The following is an 18,830-nucleotide window of genomic DNA, read 5'->3' as shown; positions in this document are numbered from 1 at the left end:
GAGAGGAGACGAATGATGTCGGAGACGATCGACACGATCGACGCCGATCAGGACGACGTGACCCCGGCCGACGGTGAGGCCACCGAGCAGAAGGCGGGAGGCGACGACGACATCCTCGTGCGGGAGGGTGACATCGCCGGCGACTACCTCGAGCGCCTGCTGGACCTGCTCGACTACGACGGTGACATCGACCTCGACGTGGAAGCCGGCCGCGCGATCGTGAGCATCGACGGCGGCGAGGACCTCGAGAAGCTCGTCGGCCCGCGCGGCACGGTGCTCGAGGCGCTGCAGGAGCTGACCCGCCTGGCGGTCCAGCAGGAGACCGGCTCTCGCAGCCGCCTGATGCTGGACATCGCGGGCTGGCGCGCGGACCGTCGCGAGGAACTGCGCGAGCTCGGCCGCTCGACGGCGGAGTCGGTGCTGAAGAGCGGCGAGCGGGTGCGGCTGCAGCCGATGAGCCCGTTCGAGCGCAAGGTGGTCCACGACGCGGTGGCGACGGTCTCGGGTGTCACGAGCGAGAGCGAGGGCGAAGACCCGAAGCGGCGTGTGGTGATCTTCCCGGAGTCCTGAGCCCCGGTTGTCGAAGCGGCCCCACTTGACTTGGTCAGGTGGGGCCGCTTCTTTTGTGCCATGCGCCCGGCACCCGGTGAGGTCCTCCACTTCTCGGAAGATCCGGCGATCACCCGCTTCGAGCCACACGTCGCTGCGACGGCGCGGCAGCCGGAGGCGTACGTCTGGGCGGTCGATGCGGCCCGGGCACCGGACTACTGGTTCCCGCGCCAGTGCCCCCGCGCGATGGCTTGGGTGGTGCCGGGGACGTCGTCGGCCGACCGCGCGTGGCTGGGAGCCGATCGCGTGCACGCGATCGAGTACGGCTGGCTCGAGGCGATGCGCACGGTGCGGCTGTTCGCCTACCGGTTCGCGGCGACGTCGTTCCGGCCGTTCGGGGCGCACGCCCATGCGGTCGTGGCGACCGAGGCGGTGGAGCCGCTCGGCCCGCCGGAGCCGGTCGGCGATCTGCTCGCGCTGCACGAGGCGGCGGGGATCGAGTTGCGGGTGATGCCGAACCTGTGGCGCTTCGTCGACACCGCGGCGGAGAGCTCGCTCGGCTTCAGCGGCATCCGGCTGGGCAACGCCCGGCCTCGGCGGAGCGAATTACACGCGTGATGTTTCACGTGGAACCGTCCGCGACGACGGCCGCCTGAGTGGAGTTGTCCACATCTTCGGACTGTCGGCTCGTCTTCCCCGGTTCATCGGGGACAATCGAGCGAGCGCGGTTTCACGTGAAACCGGCGGACGAGGAGTAGGCGGAGTGAGCTTGGAGCAGGCCGCGGCGCGAGTGTTCGGTGAGCACGTCGACCAAGCGGCCGGGTACGTCGAACTCCTGGAGCGCCACGGCGTCGAGCGTGGCCTGATCGGACCCCGGGAAGTCGAGCGGCTGTGGGAACGGCACGTGCTCAACTCGGCGGTGATCGGCGAGCAGCTGCCCGAAGGGGCTCGCGTCATCGACGTCGGGTCGGGCGCCGGGCTTCCGGGAGTACCGCTGGCGATCGCACGACCGGACCTCGATATCGTCTTGCTCGAACCGATGGCCCGCCGGGTGGACTGGCTGGCCGAGGTGGCCGAGAAGCTGGAACTCCCGATTACCATCGTCCGTGGACGCGCGGAGGAGCGGCCTGTGCGTGAGCAGCTCGGTGGTGCCGACATCGTCACCGCTCGCGCGGTCGCCCCCCTCGCCCGGCTCGCGGACTGGTGCCTGCCGCTCGTCCGTCCCGACGGCTTCCTGGTCGCCCTCAAGGGGGCCAGCGCGGCGGACGAGATCGATCGGGACGGCGCTGCCATCCGCAAGGCCGGCGGTGCCGATCCGCTGATCGTCGAGTGCGGTGCGGCTGTGCTCGAGGTCCCCAGCACGGTCGTGAAGATCCGCCGCCTGCCGTCGAAGACGGCGCCGGGCAAGCCGAAGGCGCGGAGCAGGAAGCGTTAACGAGTCGCGCTGTTCCACGTGAAACAACGCGACTCGACCACCGACCAGACGTCTACATGGAGGAGGTGTCGAGACCGGTGAATCCCCCGCCGTCCGACTCCACGGAGACCACCCCCGACGTGGGCTGGACCCCGATCGCCGAAGAAGCCGCCCGCGCCGCGCGTCTGCTGCACCCGAAGGAGGGGGAGCTCCCCCGGCCCGGACGCCGCCGCGTGCTGACCGTCGCCAACCAGAAGGGTGGGGTCGGCAAGACCACCAGCACGGTCAACCTCGCCGCCGCGCTCGCCGTCCACGGGCTCAAGACGCTCGTCGTCGACCTCGACCCGCAGGGCAACGCGAGCACCGCGCTCGACGTCGACCACCGGTCCGGGACGCCCTCCATCTACGAGGTGCTGATCGGTGAGGTGACGCTCGCGGAAGCGGCCCAGCCGACCGACCAGTCCCCGAACCTCTTCTGCGTCCCCGCGACGATCGACCTCGCCGGCGCCGAGATCGAGCTCGTCTCGATGGCTTCGCGCGAGTCCCGGCTCAAGGAGGCCATCTCCTCGGAGATCCTCAACGAGATCGGCGTCGACTACGTCTTCATCGACTGCCCGCCGTCGCTCGGCCTCCTCACGGTCAACGCGATGGTCGCCGCGCAGGAGGTGCTCATCCCGATCCAGTGCGAGTACTACGCGCTCGAAGGACTCGGGCAGCTGCTGAGCAACATCGAGCTCGTCCAGCAGCACCTCAACCGCGAGCTCCGCGTCTCGACGATCCTCCTCACCATGTACGACGGCCGGACCAAGCTGGCCGACCAGGTGACGAACGAGGTGCGGAACCACTTCGGCGACACCGTGCTGAAGACCGTCATCCCCCGCAGCGTGAAGGTGTCGGAGGCGCCCGGGTACGGCCAGACGGTGCTGGCTTACGATCCCGGTTCGCGCGGGGCGATGAGCTACGTCGACGCGGCGAAGGAGATCGCCGAGCGCGGCGCACAGCTGGAGAGGGGTAGTTCGACATGACCGAGCGCCGAGGAGGGCTGGGGCGCGGCCTCGCTGCCCTGATCCCGACCGGACCGGCGACCGGCGGGCCGCTGCCGGCGCCCGCCGTCGACGCGGCGGACAAGAAGGCGGCCGAGGACAAGGGCTGGTTCGCGGCGAACGGTCAGGCGACGCAGCACGGCGGCGAGGTCGCCGGCGCGGTCTACCGCGAGATCCCGGTCAGCTCGATCAAGCCCAACCCGAAGCAGCCGCGGCAGGTCTTCGACGAAGACGCGCTCGCCGAACTCGAGCACTCGATCCGCGAGTTCGGTCTCATGCAGCCCATCGTCGTCCGCGAGCTCGGCAACGACGAGTACGAGCTCGTCATGGGCGAGCGGCGGCTGCGGGCGTCGCAGCAGGCGGAGCTCGAAGCGATCCCGGCGATCGTCCGCCAGACCGCCGACGAGTCGATGCTCCGCGACGCGCTCCTGGAGAACATCCACCGCGTCCAGCTGAACCCCTTGGAAGAGGCGGCGGCGTACCAGCAGCTGCTCGACGAGTTCGCCGTCACCCACGAGGAGCTGGCGAGCCGGATCGGCCGCAGCCGCCCGGTGATCACCAACACGATCCGGCTCCTCAAGCTCCCCCTGCCGGTGCAGCGCCGGGTCGCCGCGGGCGTCCTGTCCGCCGGGCACGCGCGGGCGCTGCTGTCGCTGGAGGACGCCGAAAGCCAGGAAGAGCTCGCCGCCCGCATCGTCGCGGAAGGCATGTCGGTCCGGGCGACCGAGGAAGCCGTCACGCTCAAGAAGAGCGAAAAGCCGGCCAAGCCGAAGCCCGCACCGCGCAAGCCGATCCAGGCGCCCGGGTTGCAGGAGCTCGCGAACCGGCTTTCGGACACGTTCGACACCCGCGTGAAGGTCGACCTCGGCCGGCGCAAGGGCCGGATCGTGCTCGAGTTCGGCTCGGTCGACGACCTCGAGCGGATCGTCTCGATCATCGACGCGAACACGGCAAATCGGACACCGGATTCCGATTAGGGATCACACCGGGGTGTTTCGTCACGGTGATGATTGCGGATCGCAGCCGTGGGAAGCACTCCCGGTGATCATGGTTCGCGACACGAAAAAGGCCACCACGGAAGCTTCCGTAGTGGCCTTTCGCGTAGGAAGGATCAGCGGGCGATCGCCCGGGAGATCAGCTCCGAGAAAACCCCGCCGAGCGACTTGCCCGCCGCTTCGATCGACATCGGCACCGTGGACGTCTCGGTGAGACCCGGCGACAGGTTCACGGCGAGGAAGTTCACCGTGCCGTCCGCGGCCACGATCGCGTCGGTCCGGGAGATGTCGCGCAGCCCCATCACGCGGTGCGCGGCGACCGCCAGCTCGGCCACCGCCTTGGCCGCGGTGTCGTCGAGCCGCGCCGGCGTGAAGAAGTCGGTCAGGCCGGCGGTGTAGCGGGCCGTGAAGTCGTACACGCCGCTCTCCGGCACGATCTCGACCGCCGGGAGGGCCTGGGGCCCGTCCTCGCCTTCGACGACCGTCACGGCCACCTCGACGCCGTCCACGTACTGTTCCGCGAGCACCGTGTCGCCGTAGGCGAAGCAGCCGACCATCGCCGCCGGCAGTTCCGCCGCCTCGCGCACCACCTGGGTGCCGAGCGCCGAGCCACCCTGGTCCGGCTTGAGGATCAGCGGCAGGCCGAGGCGCTCCACCATCGCGTCGAGCACCGCCTGCGCGCCCAGCTCGCGGAACATGCTGTGCGGCAGCACCACCCAGCTCGGCGTCACGAACCCGGCGTTCGCGAGCAGCGACTTCGCGGTGGGCTTGTCCCAGGCGCGGCGACAGCCCTGGGAGCCGGTGCCGACGAACGGCACGTCCAGCATCTCCAGGACCGTCTGCACCGAGCCGTTCTCACCCTCGCCGCCGTGCAGGGCGACGACCACCGCGTCCGGGCGCTGGGTGCGCAGGCGCTCCAGCAGGCTGGCGTCGGTGTCCCATTCGTGGGTGTCGAAGCCTTCGGACTTCAACGCCGCGGAGAGCCGTCGCCCGGACCTCAGGGAGATGTCGCGTTCGTGCGAAAGCCCGCCGGCGAGCACGGCAACGGTACGGTCGACCACCGTGGAAACTCCTTTAGCTGCTACGGACTCGCGGTTCTAGACCGTGTCCGGTGAAGGTGTCTGCGGCCCCTGGATCCGGCGCGTGCCCACGTTACCGAAGGTGCGGGCAAGGTCCATTTCGGACTCGAGCACGGTGGCGAGCCGCCGCACGCCCTCGGTGATGCGCTCCGGTGTCGGGTAGCAGTACGACAGCCGCATCTGACGGCTGCCGAAGCCGTCGGCGTAGAAGCCGGTTCCGGACGCGTACGCCACCCGCGCGGTCACCGCGCGCGGCAGCATCGCCTTGGTGTCGACGCCTTCCGGCACCGTCACCCAGACGTAGAAGCCGCCGTCCGGCTTGGTCCAGGTGCAACCCGGCGGCAGGTGCTCGTCGAGCGCGGACAGGATCGCGTCGCGCCGCTCGCGGTAGTTCTCGCGGAACTTCTTGATCTGGCCCTTCCAATCGTGCGTGGCCAGGTAGCGCGACACGATCATCTGGTTGAACGTCGGCGGGCACAGCGTCGCGGACTCCGCCGCGAGCACGAGCTTCTCGCGCACGGCGTGCGGCGCGAGCACCCAGCCGACGCGCAGGCCGGAAGCGAACGTCTTGGAGAACGAGCCGAGGTACACGACGTTTTCGGGATCGGTCGACCGCAGCGCCGGGTAGGTCTGTCCGTCGAAGCCGAGCAAGCCGTACGGGTTGTCTTCGACGACCAGGACGTCGTGCTCGCGGCAGATCTCGAGGATTTCCGCGCGGCGCTCCACGGCCAGCGTGACGCCGGCGGGGTTGTGGAAGTTCGGGATCGTGTAGAGGAACTTGACGCGGCGGCCGGCCTTCTTCGTCCGGTCGAGCGCCTCGCGCAAGAGCTCGGGCACCAGGCCGTGGTCGTCCATCGCCACGTGCACGACCTGCGCCTGGTACGCGGCGAACGAGCCCAGCGCGCCGACGTACGAGGGGCCTTCGGCGATCACGACGTCACCGGGGTCGCAGAACAACCGCGTGACCATGTCCAGGCCCATCTGCGAGCCGACGGTCACCACGACGTCGTCCGGGTGCGCCTTGATGCCCTCCAGGGCCATGATTTCGCAGATCTGCTCGCGCAGTACCGGGACGCCGTGCGCCGAGCCGTACTGCAGCGCCACCAGGCCGTCTTCGGCGATGATCTCCGCCACCTGCGCCGACAGCGTGTCGAGCGGGAGCGCCGCCAGGTTCGGCATGCCGCCGGCCAGCGAGACCACCTCGGGCCGGCTGGCCACCGCGAACAGCGCCCGGATCTCGGAGGCGGTCATCCCGGCGGTGCGCGCGGCGTACCGCTCGAGGTGCGGGTCGAGGCTGTGGCGGCCGCTCTGCGGCTTGCTGGGGCGGTTCTCGGTCATCGACGATTCACCCGGGGCTCGGTGGACACGGTCACTCCCGCGGGAGCTGTGGAGATCCCATCGAGTGTAACCGGGCACCCGTCCGGGACCCCTGGCCTTTCGGTGCTTGTCACATCGGCCTATCCTCGACCATGGCTCCCGTATTCGTGCTGTGGATCTCGCGCGGCTTGACGAGCGGGTAGCCGGTCGGGAGCGCGCAGGTCAGGGAGGTCGCGGGTGTCGCGTCGCGTCGTGGGCGTCACACTGGACAACCTCGAGCACTTGCCCAAGAGCTGCCGCCGGTGTGTGTACTGGGAACTCGCCCCCCACCTGAAGAACCAGGCGGAGGAGTTCGGCGCCACCGAGGTCGAGAAGGAAGCCTGGGTCTCGAGCGTGCTGCTCGAGTGGGGTTCCTGCGGCCGCATCGTCTACAGCGACACGCTGCCGGTCGGGTTCGTGCTCTACGCCCCGCCGAACGCCGTCCCGCGCGCCCTCGCCTTCCCGACGTCGCCGCCGAGCGCCGACGCCGTGTTGCTGACGGCGTTCCAGGTGCTCCCGGAGTTCCGCGGCGGCGGTCTCGGCCGGATGCTGGTGCAGGCGGTCGCCAAGGACCTGACCAAGCGCGGCGTGCGCGCGATCGAGGCGTTCGGCGACGCCAAGCCCGACGAGCCGGACCCGGACGGTGGGCACAGCTGCGTGCTGCCGGCGGGATTCCTGCAGAGCGTCGGCTTCAAGACCGTCCGCCCGCACCAGAAGTGGCCGCGGCTGCGCCTCGAACTGCGCTCGGCGATCACCTGGAAGGAAGACGTCGAGGCGGCGCTGGAACGGCTGCTCGGCCAGGTGACGATCACCACCGCCGAGCCGAGCCTCGGCCGCGCCTGACCTACCCCGCAAACGTTTGCGCGTGAGCTTTCGCGCGCTCGAAAGCGCGTGTGCACAACTGTGGAAGAAGTGCCGAGTTATCCACAGAGCGCTGATAGGAGCGGTGGAAAAGCTGTGGATGACTGCCCCGAAACCTGGGGACGAGCGGACGTCGTCCCCAGGGGTGGTGGGGCAGGTGAAGGAGAGCCGCTAGGGGTTGTGGTCGGGCTTATTCGGCCTTCGCGAGTTCGTGCGCCAGGACGTCGGCGAACGTGAACGTTCCCGTCGGCTGGTCGCCCTCGCCGAGGAGGTACAGCCGCTTGACGGCGATGAGGATGCCCTCCGCGACGATGTCCCGGAACGCCGGGTCGCCGAGCTTGCGGGCGTCGTCCGGGTTCGTCAGGTAGCCGATCTCGACCCGGACCGCCGGGCAGCGGGTGCGGGTGAAGATCTCCCACGTCTTGTAGTGCGTGCGGCAGTCCAGCATGCCCGTGCGGGCCGCGACCTCGCGCTGGATGAAGCCGGCCAGCAGCTCACCGACGGTGGACGTGGTGCCGTTGCCGGTGCCGAAGTGGAAGCTCGCGATGCCCTGCGCGCGCGGCGAGGGGTTGCTGTCGCTGTGCAGGGACAGGAACAGGTCGGCGCCCGCGTCGTTCGCGAAGCGGGCACGCTCCAGCTCGGTCGGGCTGTGGTTCGGGCCGCGGGAGATCAGCGCCTCCATGCCGGTGGCCTTCATCCGGCCCTCCAGGCGGCGCGCGAGGTCCCACGCGATGTCGGCCTCACGCAGGTCGCCGGCGACCACGCCGAGGTCGTCGCCGCCGTGGCCGGGGTCGATCACGATGCGCTTGCCGCGCAGCCGCGGCCCGGCCTGGCGCACCTGCTCCTGCTCGCGCAGGAACACGGGGCGACCGCCCCGGGCCCGCGGCGACGACAGGCGGTGCAGCTCACGGATGGTCGCCGGACCGCACATGCCGTCCGGCGTCAGGCGCATGTCGCGCTGGAACGTCTTGAGGGCGCGCTCGGTCTGGGGGCCGAAGTACCCGTCGGGGCGGCCGGCGTCGAAGCCGAGCTCGGTCAGCCGTTCCTGCAGCGTGAAGACGTCGTCACCCTGGATCGGCGCCGCGATCGTGTACGACAGCGGGCGGCTGCCCAGGTGGTAGCTGGCGCCCTTGAGCGCCTGGAACGTGGCCGGACCCACGATGCCGTCGGTGATCAGCCCACGGCGCTGCTGGAAGGCACGGACGGCGTGCTCGACGGCGACGTCGAACGTGCCGTAGTCGCCGGTGTCGGTGACCGGCGGGAGCAGGTCCATCCCGGCCAGGATGGACCTGATCTCGGCGACGTCCGGACCGGCGTCACCGCGGCGGAGTACCCGCATGCACTCCTCGCTCTTCCTCAGGCACCGAATCGGGGGCTCGGTGCGTGGCAGGACTTGGGGAAAACCTTCGCTGGGCCGCACCCAGGTCCTCTATTGTGCCTTGCCAACTCTCGGTGACAGCGCAGGCCCGGTAGGTGGGTCAAGGGCCCGATCGTGGAGTACCCGTCGTGGCCGTCGTCACGCTGCATTCACCCACATCGGTCAGATTCCCCCGAAGGACGGAAGAACCCGGGGTCCGCGGGAGATTCCCGCAGGCCCCGGGTTCGCCGGGCTTGTTCGGTTCAGAGGACGTCGGCGAGGTCCGACAGCAGCGCGGCCTTCGGCTTGGCGCCCACGATCTGCTTCACGGGCTTGCCGCCCTGGAAGAGGATCAGCGTCGGGATGGACATCACCTGGTAGTCACGCGGCGTGTTCGGGTTCTCGTCGATGTCGATCTTGGCGATCGTCAGCTTGTCGCCCTTCTCGGCGGCGATCTCCTCGAGCACCGGGGCGACCATCTTGCACGGGCCGCACCAGGTGGCCCAGAAGTCGACGAGGACCGGCTTCTCGCTGGTCAGGACCTCGTCGACGAACGTCGCGTCGGTCACCTTCACGGTGTTGGACATGGTTTCTCCTCCAAGTGGTCGAAAGCCGGAAAGTCAGTTGGTGCCCGCGCCGTAGCCGCCGCCGACCAGCTCGGCCGCCTCATGGGCGTCCGACTCGCCGTGCTCCGCGAGCCATCGTTCCGCGTCGATCGCGGCGCTGCATCCCGAACCGGCGGCGGTGATCGCCTGCCGGTAGGTGCGGTCCACCAGGTCGCCGGCCGCGAAGACGCCGTCGAGGTTCGTGAAGGACGTCTTGCCCTTCGTGACCACGTAGCCGTCCTCGTCCAGCTCGACCTGCCCCTTCACGAGCTGGCTGCGCGGGTCGTGGCCGATCGCCACGAAGAAGCCGGAGACGTCCAGGGTCGACTCGGAGCCGTCCTTGGTGTCCTTGAGCTGCAGGCCTTCGACCTTGCCGTCGCCGAGCACGCCGGTGATCTGCGAGTTCAGCTTCCACTTGATCTTCTCGTTCGCGCGGGCGCGCTCGAGCATGATCTTGGACGCGCGGAACTCGTCGCGCCGGTGGACGACCGTGACGGACTTCGCGAACTTCGTCAGGAAGGTCGCCTCCTCCATCGCCGAGTCGCCACCGCCGGCCACCACGATGTCGTGGTCGCGGAAGAAGAAGCCGTCACAGGTGGCACAGGCCGACACGCCGCGGCCGAGCAGCTCCTGCTCGCCCGGCACGTTGAGGTACCGCGCCGCCGCACCCATGGCGAGGATGACCGCGCGGGCGGCGTAGCGCTTGCCGTTCGCGTGGACGTACTTGACGTCCCCGGTCAGCTCCAGCGACTCGACGTCCTCCGCGCGCAGCTCGGCGCCGAAGCGCTCGGCCTGCTTGCGCATCTCCTCCATCAGGTCCGGACCCATGATGCCGTCGCGGAACCCCGGGAAGTTCTCGACTTCGGTCGTCGTCATCAGCGCGCCGCCGAACTGCGTGCCCTCGAACACCAGCGGTTCAAGCTGGGCCCGCGCCGCGTAAACGGCAGCGGTGTATCCGGCAGGACCCGACCCGACGATGATCAGGTTCCTGATTTCCTCGGCAGCCACCCGTGACCTCCGCTCGTAGTGACCCGTGTGCCAGGCTCAACACGATCGTAGGTGGCCATGTTCCCAGCCGTGACAGCCGCTACTTCTCCCCGACGACCTTGTCGAACAGCACCGCCGGATTTCCCGGCCCGCAGTCGGCGCCGAAGGCGACGAGCCGGAACTGGGCGAGCTTGCCGGTGGTCAGGACGATCATCACGCCCGCCTTGCCGCCGACGTTCACCGGCCGGATGCCCTCGGGACGCACCTTCGGGTCGAGACCGGCGGCCGCGATGCAGGCGTCGAGGCGGTCCTCGTTCTGCAGCGGGCCGAAGTCGCGGACGCCGACGGCCTTGCCGACCAGGGCCTGGGCGCCACTGCCGTCGCTGCCCACCGACGGGCCGGACGGCGGCGGTGCCGCGACGTTCGGGGTGCCGCTCTGCTGGGACGTGTTCGGGATCGCGACGGTCACGGCGACGATCGCCGCCGCGGCCGCGGTCAGGACGCCGGCGGCCCAGCCGAGCCGCTTGTTCCGCTTTCGCCGCGCCGCCGCGAGGTCCACCACCGGGGCGTTCCCGGGCCCGGCCTGCTCCGGTGCCGTGCGCGGGGAAGGAAAGGCGGCCGCTGCTTCGGCGGCGATCGCCGCGTCGAGCCGGGCCGCGAACTCCGCGGGCATCGGCGGAGCCGGCGCGGCCGCCAGCGAGGCCAGGTCGGCCTGCGTGGCGTCGAGGGCGTCCAGGATCGCCCTGGCCTCCGGGTCCTCGTTGACGAGCGGCCACAGCTCGGCCGCCCGCGCGTCGTCCAGGACGCCGGCGTGGAGGTCGGCGAGCACGTCGACAGACCAGGGCGGACCGACGGTCCCCCCGATCCCCCGGCTTTCGTCCGTCATCGTCCCTCCCCGCTACCCGGCTGACGCCCGGCCCGTTTGCTTTCGTGAGTTGGGACGTTCGCAATCGCATCGGGGTTCCGCAGGTGCCCGAGAACCTTCGCGAGCTTCCCGCGGCCCCGCGCGCACCGGCTCTTCACCGTGCCTTCGGCGATGCCGAGCATCTTCGCCGTCTCGGCGACGGAGTATCCCTCGACGTCGACCAACACGATCGGGGCCCGCTGCTCCTCGGGCAGCTGGTCGAGGGCTTCGCGCACCAGCAGGCTGGTTTCGCGCTCGGCCATCGAGTCACGCGGGGTGGCCGGCTCGTTGAAGCCGGTCTCCGGCAGCGGCACGGTCGGCCGTGCCTGGCGGCGGCGGATCCGGTCGAGGCAGGCGTTCACCACGATCCGGTGCAGCCACGTCGTGACCTGCGACTCCGCTCTGAAGTTCCCCGCGGCGCGGAACGCCGAGATGAACGCGTCCTGCAACGCGTCGGCGGCCTCTTCCGGGTCGCGGACCGTGCGCAGGGCGACCGCCCACATGCGGTCGCGATGTCGCTGGACGAGTTCGCTGAACGCATGAGGGTCCCCCGCGGCGTGAGCCGCTATCAGATCCGCATCCGTGGGAGCTGCAGCTGTCACCCGCGAGAGCCTACTGACCCTGTCGGGTGGGTCACCCCGCAGGCAGGAAGGCCAGGTCCGCGATTTGGGTCATGAACTGCCCGTCGGCGTCGCCCAGCTGAGTGATCCAGAGGACGAAGTACTCGCCCTGCGTCGGCTGGGCCAGCGGGATGGTCGTGTCGCCGTCCTTCAGGTCGCCGTTGCCGACCACCTTCGTGTCGGCGAAGTCGGGGTTCTTCGAGGTCGCCGAACGGATCTCGACCTTCGTGCCCGGAGTGCCCCCGGAGACCTTCACCTGGCTGAGGGTGATCGGGTCCTTGAAGGCGACGATCAGCCCGACACCCTGCTTCACGGCTGGCAGCTGCTGCTTGTACTTCTCCGTCCGCCAGACCGTTTCCGGCTTACCGTCGATCGCGTACTTCGCCCGTCCGGGGTAGTCGCCCTGGCCGTCGGGGTTGTAGACGGCCACGGACTGCGGTGCCACCGGGGCGCCCACGGCCGGGGGCTGTGCGGAGGACGGCGGCGGCGCGCTCGCGGGCGGCTGCCCGGCCGGCTGGCTCGACGCCGGCGGGTCGGCGACGTTGATGGTCGGCCCGCTCACCTTCGAGTCACCCTGGAAGGCGTTGATCAGCATCAGCCCGCCCCAGGCGAGGATGACGACGGTCGCGACGACCAGCACGGTGACGCCGAGCGCGAGCTTGCGCCGTCGGGCGACGTCCTTGACCGGCTTCTTCGTCGTCCACACCGTGCCGTCGGCCTCGGCCGGATCGCCGCCGACTGCCTTGATCAGCTGGGTGCGTTCCTCTTCCTCGGCCACCTGGTCGAGCACGCGGAGGATGGCGGCGCTGGTGCGGATGCCGCCGTTGCCGCCGTCCTCGATCGTGCGGACGGCCAGCGACGACAGGTCCGCGGGGACCGTCGGCACCAGCTGGCGCGGCGGGACGATCCGGCCCTGCGGCGTCATCGGGGCCGCCGGGATCGCGGGCGGGCCGCCGGGCAGCGCCCAGCGGCCGGTCAGCAGCAGGTACAGGACCGCGCCGAGCGCCTTGACGTCGTCGCGCAGCGTCGACTCCGGCAGCGGGCCGGGGAACGCGAGCTTGAGCGCGCCGTTCGGCGTCAGCCGCAGGCGCTGGGGGTGGTCGAGGCCGAGGACGAGCCCGTTCTGGTGCGCCTGTTCGACGGCTTCGGCCAGCGCCTGCACCATCCGCGCGGCCGCGGCGGGCGCCACCGGCCGCTGCGCGACGAGGTCGACCAGGTCGCTGCCCTTGGTCCACTCCGCGACGACGACGCCGAGGAGACCTTCGCTCGAGGTGACGCCGCTGCCGAGCGCGAGCACGTCGAGCACGCGGGCGACGCCGCCGTGGCCGAACTTGGACGCGTGTGTGGCGCGTTCCAGCGTCCGCCGGGCCAGCCGGGCGGATTCGGGGTCCGCCGGGTCGCCGACCAGCAAGGTCAGCGCGACGTCCCGCTTCAGCTGCCCGTCGCGCGCACGCCAAAGGTGCGCGTCGCCCCGCTCGTCCACGCCGAACTGCGCGAGGAGGCGGTAGCGGCCGTCGCCGACCACACGCCCGGGGGCCAGCGATCCGACCTGGGCCTTGCCCACGTGGTTCGCACCCCCCGCCTGTTCGCTCCGCCTCGTGTCCACCCGCACTCTCCCGCTAGCTCCCCGCACCAAGGTTACCCAGAATACGACGCGGGAGTCGTCGCCTTCCGTACCGCAATCGTTACCCGCGCTTGATCAACCGGGTGAACCTCGAAGTGGCCGGCTTCAGCTCCTCGACCTTCAGGGCCATCAGCACGCCGAACGAGACGACGATGCCCACGATGCTCTGCAGCAGCAGCTTCGCCCAGGCGCCGAACCTGGGCCCGAACGCGTCCGGCACGAGCTTGCCCGCGACCCACGCGGCGGCGACGCCCAGCACACTCGCGACGACCGTGAAGAGAATCACGCCGATCACCCGTTTGCTGCGCAGATTGCCCAGCGTCACCCAGAGCCAAACCTGGCCGAGGATCGCGCCGACCACGAACGTCAGCGCGTTGACCATCATGACGCCGAGCACGACGTTGTCCGGCGACAGCAGCACCGGGCACAGGTACAGCAGCGGCACCTTCACCAGCGTCATCACGATCATGATCAACGTCGGCGTGCGGGCGTCCTTCATCGCGTAGAACACGCGCATCTGGAGCATGACCAGCGCGTACGGCAGCAGCGCGAACGCCGAGATGGCCAGCGCGTCGCCGAGTCGTTCCGCGGTGTCGATCGTGCCCTTGCCGAAGGTGAACAGCGCGATGCCGATCGAGCCGCCGACCACGGTCATCACCGCGGAGATCGGCACCAGCATCACCGTCGACATCCGGGACGCGTACGACAGGTCGCCGATCAGCTTCTTGTGGTCGCCGTCGGCGGCCGCGCGGCTCATCCGCGGCATGATCGCCGTCAGCAGGGAGACGCCGATGACGCCGTACGGCAGCTGGAAGAGCAGCCAGGCGTTGCTGTACGCCGTCACACCACCGGGGGAACCGCTGGTCAGCACGCGGGTGTTGATCGTGTAGCCGACCTGGCTCACCGCGACGTAACCGAGGATCCACAGCGCCAGGCCGCCGAACTCCTTCATCCGCCGGTCGATGCCCCAGCGCCACTTGAAGCGGAAGCCGGAGCGCAGCAGCGGGGGCACCAGCAGCAGCGCCTGGGCGACGATGCCGCTGGTGACGCCGATGCCCAGCGTCAGCACCTTGGGATCGGTGATCGAGACGTGTCCGGTGTCGATGTCGCCCGGCATGATCCAGACGACCAGGATCGTGAAGATGACGACCAGGTTGTTGATCACCGGCGCCCACGCCGTGGGGCCGAAGATCTGCTTGGCGTTCAGCACCGCCGAGAGCAGCGCGAAGACGCCGTAGAAGAAGATCTCCGGCAGCAGCAGGTAGGCGAACGCCGTGGTCAGCGCCGGGCTGGCTCGGCCGGACGAGTCGACGTAGAGGCTGGTGAACGCCGGCGCCGCGATCACCGCCACGACCGTGCCGACCAGCAGCAGCACGAACGCCACGGTGATGAGCCGCTGGGTGTACGCCACGCCACCGTCGGGATCGTCCTGGGAACGCACCAGCAGGGGCACGACCACGCTGGCGAGCACGCCACCCATCAGCAGCTCGAAGATGATGTTCGGCATCGTGTTGGCGACGTTGAACGAGTCGTTCGCGATGCCCTGGCCGATGGCGCCGACCAGCAGCAGCTTCCACAGGAAGCCGGTGATGCGGCTGATCAGCGACGCGATCGCCATCCGCCCGGACGCCTTGGCCAGCGACGGCGCCTTGGCCGGGGCTTCGGGGGCCTCTTCGTCCGGCCGGGGCTTGACCAGCGGGCCCTTGAGCGCCGGCATGACCTGGGTGGCCAGCGCGTCGTACGGGCGCATGACGTCGGGGTCGGCGACCGGCCAGCGCGAGTTCATCGGGACGCCGGCGGTGCGCGGGATGAACCGCGTCGCCTCCGGGTCGCGTGGAGCCTGCTGGGCCTCCTCCTGCCACGGCCGGACCGGGGCCGGACGGCGAGACCCGCGGCCGCGGGGCGGCACGGGGGTGCCGGGCGGCGGCGTGCCGGGGACCGGGTTGCCCGGGGGCGGGGTCGACGGCGGGGGCACGACCGGCGGGGCGGGCTGGGGCAGCCGGCCCTGGAGCGACTGCGGGCCCGGCTGGCCCGGTGGCGGCGGCACCGGCTGGACGCGCGTGGGCGCCGGACCGCCGGCGGCCCGGGGTGGCTGCCCGCCGCGCGGCGGGGGGCCTTGTGGAGGCGGACCTTGCGGCGGCGGACCCTGCGGCGGCGGGACCCGGCGGGGCGGGCGGCCGTCGCGGGGTTCGTCGCGCACGGGGCGCGGGCCGTCGTCCTGGACCGGCCGCCGAGGCGGCGCGTCGTCGTGGAGGGGACGCCCGTCGTCGCGAGGTCGCCGGGGCGGTGCGTCGTCGCGGGTGGGGCGGCCGTCGCGAACGGTGCCGTCGTCCTGAACCGGTCGCCGCGGCGGCGCCTCGTCCCTGGCCGGGCGGCCGCCGCGCGCGGGGCGCGGGTCACGCGCCGGGGCGTCCTCCGGCGTCGGCATCTGGCGCGTGTGGCCGTTGCGGGGCGGCTGGCGGCGGCCGCGCTCCGGGGGCGGAGGCGGCTGCTGCGGTGGTGGCTGGCGGCGGACCGGCTGCGACGCTCGAGGGGCCCCCTCACCCCGGTTCGGGGGTGGGGCGCCTTCGCGCCGAGGACGACTCGCACGCTCGGGTGGTAAGCCCGGCTCTCTCTCCAACGCGCGCCCAATCCTCGGTGCTCTTCCCCCGTGCCGCGGCCCGGTGCCGCGCACGTGCGGACCAAGGGTAATCGGGAACGGCCCGGAACACTCAAAGGCCGAGCGATCAGTCCACGACGTCGCGTCCGGCGCGGGCGTCCTTCACCCTCCGGTAGATCCGCCGGGAGGCGAGCAGAAGCAGCGCCACACCTGCGGCGACGGTCGCGATGATGGTGATCGCGCCGTACTCGGTGGACGTCAGCTCGAACCGCGCGGACGACCCGAGTGGGGTACCGGCGGGCGTGCGCAACGACACATCGACGCTGAACCGGCCGGCCCGCAGCGCCTCCACCGGGAGGAAGTAGTTCTTGCCGCCGCTGGCCGGGAAGAACCAGTCCTTGGCCTCCTCCGGGCGCAGGCCGGTGTTGTTGTTGAGGGCGAACCGGGCGTTGATCCCGACCGGCAGGTCGTTGCTGACGTACACCGGCAACGGCGAGTTGCCGGACGCCAGCGCGATGGTCTGCTTCGGCTGCGTGACGCTCACCCGCCCGCTGATCGCCGCGAGCTCCGCCTGCGCGTTCGTGATCGCCGCCGCGGCCGGCAGCCCCCGCCACGCCGTGGAGGCGCCGCGCAGCTCGGCCAGCCGGACCGGCTCCACGACGTCGTCGGGTTTCACCCGTTTGGTCGGATCGATCTGCATCGCGGCCGCCAAGCCCGCGGCCTGGTCGTCAAGGTCCGACAGCGTCGAGACGACGCCGGCGTCGATGCCGGCCGTGTCCTGCCCGCTGTCGCCGGCCGCGCCGGCTTGCGCCGGGTCGTCGGCCAGCAGCGACGGCAGCCCGGTCGCGGTGACCAGGCCCGCGTCGAGGAAGCCGGCGACCTGCCGCAGGTAGGTGGTGAACTCCTCGGCCGAGGCGTCCCAGCGCCGCGGCGGCGCGACCAGCAGGTGGTCCGGCCGCTGCTGCCCGGCGGCCTGGCCCAGCCCGGCGCGGAAGGCGAGAGCGCCGAGACCGTTCTGGCTCGCGACGGCCGGCTCGGTCGTGGCCGGCACCGTGACCGAGTCCGGCACGGTCGGGACGCCCGTCATCGCGGCGGCGATCAGCGAGTCGGTCGGCTGCACGCGGACGGTGCTGCCCTGCACGGTGACGCCGCCGCCGGTGCCGGCGGCCGCGAGCTTGCCCGCGTCGGTGAGCACCGTGTGGACGCCGGCCTCGGCGAGCGCCGAGAGCACCGACGCGCTGGGCGTGCCGGCCGGCCACAGCACGCCGGTCTGCGGGGCGACCCCGGTCAGCTGCTGGATGGCCGCCGCGCCGGAGGCGGCCCGGGTGACGAGGCCGGCGTCGCCCGGGCGGATCCGGGTGAGCGCGTCGAGGTCGGCGTCGGCGAACGGCAGCGCCACCACGCACCGGCCGCCGACCAGCGAGCGCAGCGCGGACAGCCACGTCTTCGCCGCGTCGACGCCCTTGCCGTCGACGTTGCCCGCGTCGGTGTGGACGAGGTAGCCGCGGCTCATCGCGGCGACGGTGGTGAGCAGGTCGGGGTCGAGCGCGAAGCACATCGACTTGGCGAGGCCCGAGTTGCCCGGCAACGCCGTCGCGGCCGCCGTGACCAGCGCGTTCAGCCTGCCGCCGGGGCCGATCTCGGCGGCCAGCCGTTCGTCGGCCATGACCACCGGGCTCCCGTACGGCGCCGCGTAGACGTGCGGGACGTTGCTCGTCAGCGGCCAGAGCAGCGTCATGCTCGGCGCGCCCGGGTGACCGCCGGACGTCCGGCCCGCGCCGGCCAGCACGGGCATCAGCATGCTGACCGCGCCGAGCCGGGCCGGGCCGCCGAACTCCGGCGTGCCGTTGACGTTGACCAGCAGCGGGTAGACGCCGGGACGGCTGAGCGCCGCCGCGCGCGTCCCGGTCAGGTTCACGGTGATGTTCAGCGGGGCGCTCTGCCCGGGCTCCAGCGCGTCCGCGACCGGCGTGAAGTCGGTCAGCGGGCTGTCCTTGAGGACCGCTCCGGACAGCACGTCGCCGATCCCGCGTTCGCCCGTCGCCCGCTCGCCGACCTGCAGGCGCACCAGCGGCCGGGTGACCTTCCGGTCACCGGTGTTGGTCACCGTGCCGGCGACGGTCAGCGTCGTCGTCGAGGCGGTGATCACGCGCGGGCTCAGCTCGGTCAGGTCGACCCGCAGGCGGGCACCCTCCGCCGCCTGGGCCACCGAGGCTCCGGCGAGGGCGGGGACGGCCAGGAAGAGGACGGACAGGAAGGCTGCGGCGAACCGCTTCACTCGGGGGCTCCCTCAGGGGCGTGCTCGTCTCGTCCGTGGACGTCCGGGCGCGCGAAAAGTTCCTCGATCATCTGACTGGCCTTCCGGACGAGCTTGCGCTCGTCGGAGTAGGCGAGCTTGGACTCCAGCTCGGTCAGCGGGACCCAGGCCACCTCGGTGACCTCGACGTCCTCGTCCGACAGCTCGCCGCCGAGCGCTTCGAGCAGGAAGTGGTGCACGGTCTTGTGGATGCGCCGCTTCTCGGCCACGAACCAGTAGTCGATGGTGCCCAGCGGGTGCAGGACGCGTGCGGAGATGCCGGTTTCCTCCTTCACCTCGCGCACGGCCGTCTGTTCCACCGTTTCCCCGTCCTCGATGTGGCCCTTGGGCAGCGACCACAGCAGTCTGCCGTGCCGGTCGAGCCGGCCGATCAGCACCGCCTGTTCGCGTCCCGGATCCACCACGAGACCGCCGGCCGACGTCTCGTCGACCGTGGTCAGCCGCCTGCCGCGCTGACGCCTGCGCCGCCTGCGCGGCTTCGAGGCGCCGGGGCGGCCGGCTGATCCAGACATGCTGCGAT

Annotated in this window: 17 protein-coding genes; 6 read left to right on the top strand and 11 right to left on the bottom strand. The window is 71.2% G+C overall.

Annotated elements, in window-relative coordinates; translation table 11 throughout:
- Positions 1 to 15 precede the first annotated feature (15 nt).
- The 5 genes from AB0G28_RS06720 to AB0G28_RS06700 all read left to right on the top strand — a co-directional run bounded on the left by AB0G28_RS06720 (position 16) and on the right by AB0G28_RS06700 (position 3,983).
- Positions 16 to 570 carry a R3H domain-containing nucleic acid-binding protein gene (locus AB0G28_RS06720; RefSeq protein ID WP_361083740.1) on the top strand — a complete coding sequence of 185 codons (555 nt, stop codon included), beginning with the start codon at positions 16 to 18 and terminating at the stop codon, positions 568 to 570.
- Positions 571 to 630: 60 nt separating this feature from the next.
- Positions 631 to 1,167, top strand: a complete 537-nt coding sequence (locus AB0G28_RS06715; protein WP_361083737.1) for a DUF6886 family protein — start codon at positions 631 to 633, stop codon at positions 1,165 to 1,167.
- Between the two features lie 145 nt (positions 1,168 to 1,312).
- Positions 1,313 to 1,984, top strand: a complete 672-nt coding sequence (rsmG, locus tag AB0G28_RS06710) for a 16S rRNA (guanine(527)-N(7))-methyltransferase RsmG (RefSeq protein WP_361083735.1) — start codon at positions 1,313 to 1,315, stop codon at positions 1,982 to 1,984.
- A gap of 56 nt (positions 1,985 to 2,040) precedes the next feature.
- Positions 2,041 to 2,988, top strand: coding sequence for a ParA family protein (locus AB0G28_RS06705; protein ID WP_361083732.1), 948 nt, complete (start codon positions 2,041 to 2,043; stop codon positions 2,986 to 2,988).
- Positions 2,985 to 3,983 carry a ParB/RepB/Spo0J family partition protein gene (locus AB0G28_RS06700; RefSeq protein WP_361083729.1) on the top strand — a complete coding sequence of 333 codons (999 nt, stop codon included), beginning with the start codon at positions 2,985 to 2,987 and terminating at the stop codon, positions 3,981 to 3,983. The genes AB0G28_RS06705 and AB0G28_RS06700 overlap by 4 nt, the downstream gene beginning before the upstream one ends.
- 134 nt (positions 3,984 to 4,117) lie before the next feature.
- Here AB0G28_RS06700 and AB0G28_RS06695 read toward each other — a convergent pair whose 3' ends face one another.
- Together AB0G28_RS06695 and AB0G28_RS06690 are read right to left on the bottom strand one after the other, a co-directional pair.
- Positions 4,118 to 5,062: a D-alanine--D-alanine ligase gene (locus tag AB0G28_RS06695; RefSeq protein ID WP_361083726.1), complete on the bottom strand. Its 945-nt coding sequence runs from the start codon at positions 5,060 to 5,062 to the stop codon at positions 4,118 to 4,120.
- Positions 5,063 to 5,098: 36 nt separating this feature from the next.
- Positions 5,099 to 6,418 carry a PLP-dependent aminotransferase family protein gene (locus AB0G28_RS06690; protein WP_361083723.1) on the bottom strand — a complete coding sequence of 440 codons (1,320 nt, stop codon included), beginning with the start codon at positions 6,416 to 6,418 and terminating at the stop codon, positions 5,099 to 5,101.
- A 216-nt stretch (positions 6,419 to 6,634) separates the two neighbouring features.
- Between AB0G28_RS06690 and AB0G28_RS06685 the strand changes: the two genes are divergently transcribed.
- Positions 6,635 to 7,279 (top strand): GNAT family N-acetyltransferase, encoded by a 645-nt coding sequence (locus AB0G28_RS06685; RefSeq protein WP_361083720.1) that lies wholly within the window; start codon positions 6,635 to 6,637, stop codon positions 7,277 to 7,279.
- Between the two features lie 208 nt (positions 7,280 to 7,487).
- Here AB0G28_RS06685 and AB0G28_RS06680 read toward each other — a convergent pair whose 3' ends face one another.
- The 9 genes from AB0G28_RS06680 to AB0G28_RS06640 all read right to left on the bottom strand — a co-directional run bounded on the left by AB0G28_RS06680 (position 7,488) and on the right by AB0G28_RS06640 (position 18,822).
- Positions 7,488 to 8,636 carry an N-acetylmuramoyl-L-alanine amidase gene (locus AB0G28_RS06680; RefSeq protein WP_361083717.1) on the bottom strand — a complete coding sequence of 383 codons (1,149 nt, stop codon included), beginning with the start codon at positions 8,634 to 8,636 and terminating at the stop codon, positions 7,488 to 7,490.
- Between the two features lie 281 nt (positions 8,637 to 8,917).
- Complete coding sequence (trxA, locus tag AB0G28_RS06675; protein ID WP_093945794.1) at positions 8,918 to 9,241, bottom strand: thioredoxin; 324 nt, start codon at positions 9,239 to 9,241, stop codon at positions 8,918 to 8,920.
- A gap of 33 nt (positions 9,242 to 9,274) precedes the next feature.
- Complete coding sequence (gene trxB, locus AB0G28_RS06670) at positions 9,275 to 10,267, bottom strand: thioredoxin-disulfide reductase (RefSeq protein WP_361083713.1); 993 nt, start codon at positions 10,265 to 10,267, stop codon at positions 9,275 to 9,277.
- Positions 10,268 to 10,346: 79 nt separating this feature from the next.
- Entirely contained in the window at positions 10,347 to 11,132 is a 786-nt protein-coding gene (locus tag AB0G28_RS06665) for a hypothetical protein (protein ID WP_361083710.1), read from the bottom strand.
- Positions 11,129 to 11,752 carry an RNA polymerase sigma factor SigM gene (sigM, locus tag AB0G28_RS06660; protein ID WP_086841008.1) on the bottom strand — a complete coding sequence of 208 codons (624 nt, stop codon included), beginning with the start codon at positions 11,750 to 11,752 and terminating at the stop codon, positions 11,129 to 11,131. Before sigM ends, AB0G28_RS06665 begins: the two co-directional genes overlap by 4 nt.
- 31 nt (positions 11,753 to 11,783) lie before the next feature.
- Positions 11,784 to 13,334, bottom strand: coding sequence for a protein kinase family protein (locus AB0G28_RS06655; protein WP_361083706.1), 1,551 nt, complete (start codon positions 13,332 to 13,334; stop codon positions 11,784 to 11,786).
- A 121-nt stretch (positions 13,335 to 13,455) separates the two neighbouring features.
- On the bottom strand, positions 13,456 to 15,441 hold the full coding sequence (murJ, locus tag AB0G28_RS06650; protein WP_361084150.1) for a murein biosynthesis integral membrane protein MurJ: 1,986 nt from the start codon (positions 15,439 to 15,441) through the stop codon (positions 13,456 to 13,458).
- 679 nt (positions 15,442 to 16,120) lie between these two features.
- Positions 16,121 to 18,271, bottom strand: coding sequence for a DUF6049 family protein (locus AB0G28_RS06645; protein ID WP_361083704.1), 2,151 nt, complete (start codon positions 18,269 to 18,271; stop codon positions 16,121 to 16,123).
- Entirely contained in the window at positions 18,268 to 18,822 is a 555-nt protein-coding gene (locus AB0G28_RS06640; RefSeq protein ID WP_361083701.1) for an NUDIX hydrolase, read from the bottom strand. Before AB0G28_RS06640 ends, AB0G28_RS06645 begins: the two co-directional genes overlap by 4 nt.
- Between the last annotated feature and the right edge of the window lie 8 nt (positions 18,823 to 18,830).

The organism is Amycolatopsis sp. NPDC021455 (assembly GCF_040640995.1).
Lineage (GTDB): Bacteria > Actinomycetota > Actinomycetes > Mycobacteriales > Pseudonocardiaceae > Amycolatopsis.
This window is presented reverse-complemented; position numbering and strand designations above follow the sequence as displayed.

Excerpts from the sequence above, each read along its gene's own strand:
- AB0G28_RS06720 (WP_361083740.1), top strand. The coding sequence starts at position 16 with ATGTCGGAGACGATCGACACGATCGACGCCGATCAGGACGACGTGACC.
- AB0G28_RS06715 (WP_361083737.1), top strand. The coding sequence starts at position 631 with ATGCGCCCGGCACCCGGTGAGGTCCTCCACTTCTCGGAAGATCCGGCG.
- AB0G28_RS06705 (WP_361083732.1), top strand. The coding sequence starts at position 2,041 with ATGGAGGAGGTGTCGAGACCGGTGAATCCCCCGCCGTCCGACTCCACG.
- AB0G28_RS06700 (WP_361083729.1), top strand. The coding sequence starts at position 2,985 with ATGACCGAGCGCCGAGGAGGGCTGGGGCGCGGCCTCGCTGCCCTGATC.
- AB0G28_RS06690 (WP_361083723.1), bottom strand. The coding sequence starts at position 6,418 with ATGACCGAGAACCGCCCCAGCAAGCCGCAGAGCGGCCGCCACAGCCTC.
- AB0G28_RS06680 (WP_361083717.1), bottom strand. The coding sequence starts at position 8,636 with ATGCGGGTACTCCGCCGCGGTGACGCCGGTCCGGACGTCGCCGAGATC.
- trxA (WP_093945794.1), bottom strand. The coding sequence starts at position 9,241 with ATGTCCAACACCGTGAAGGTGACCGACGCGACGTTCGTCGACGAGGTC.
- AB0G28_RS06665 (WP_361083710.1), bottom strand. The coding sequence starts at position 11,132 with ATGACGGACGAAAGCCGGGGGATCGGGGGGACCGTCGGTCCGCCCTGG.
- AB0G28_RS06640 (WP_361083701.1), bottom strand. The coding sequence starts at position 18,822 with ATGTCTGGATCAGCCGGCCGCCCCGGCGCCTCGAAGCCGCGCAGGCGG.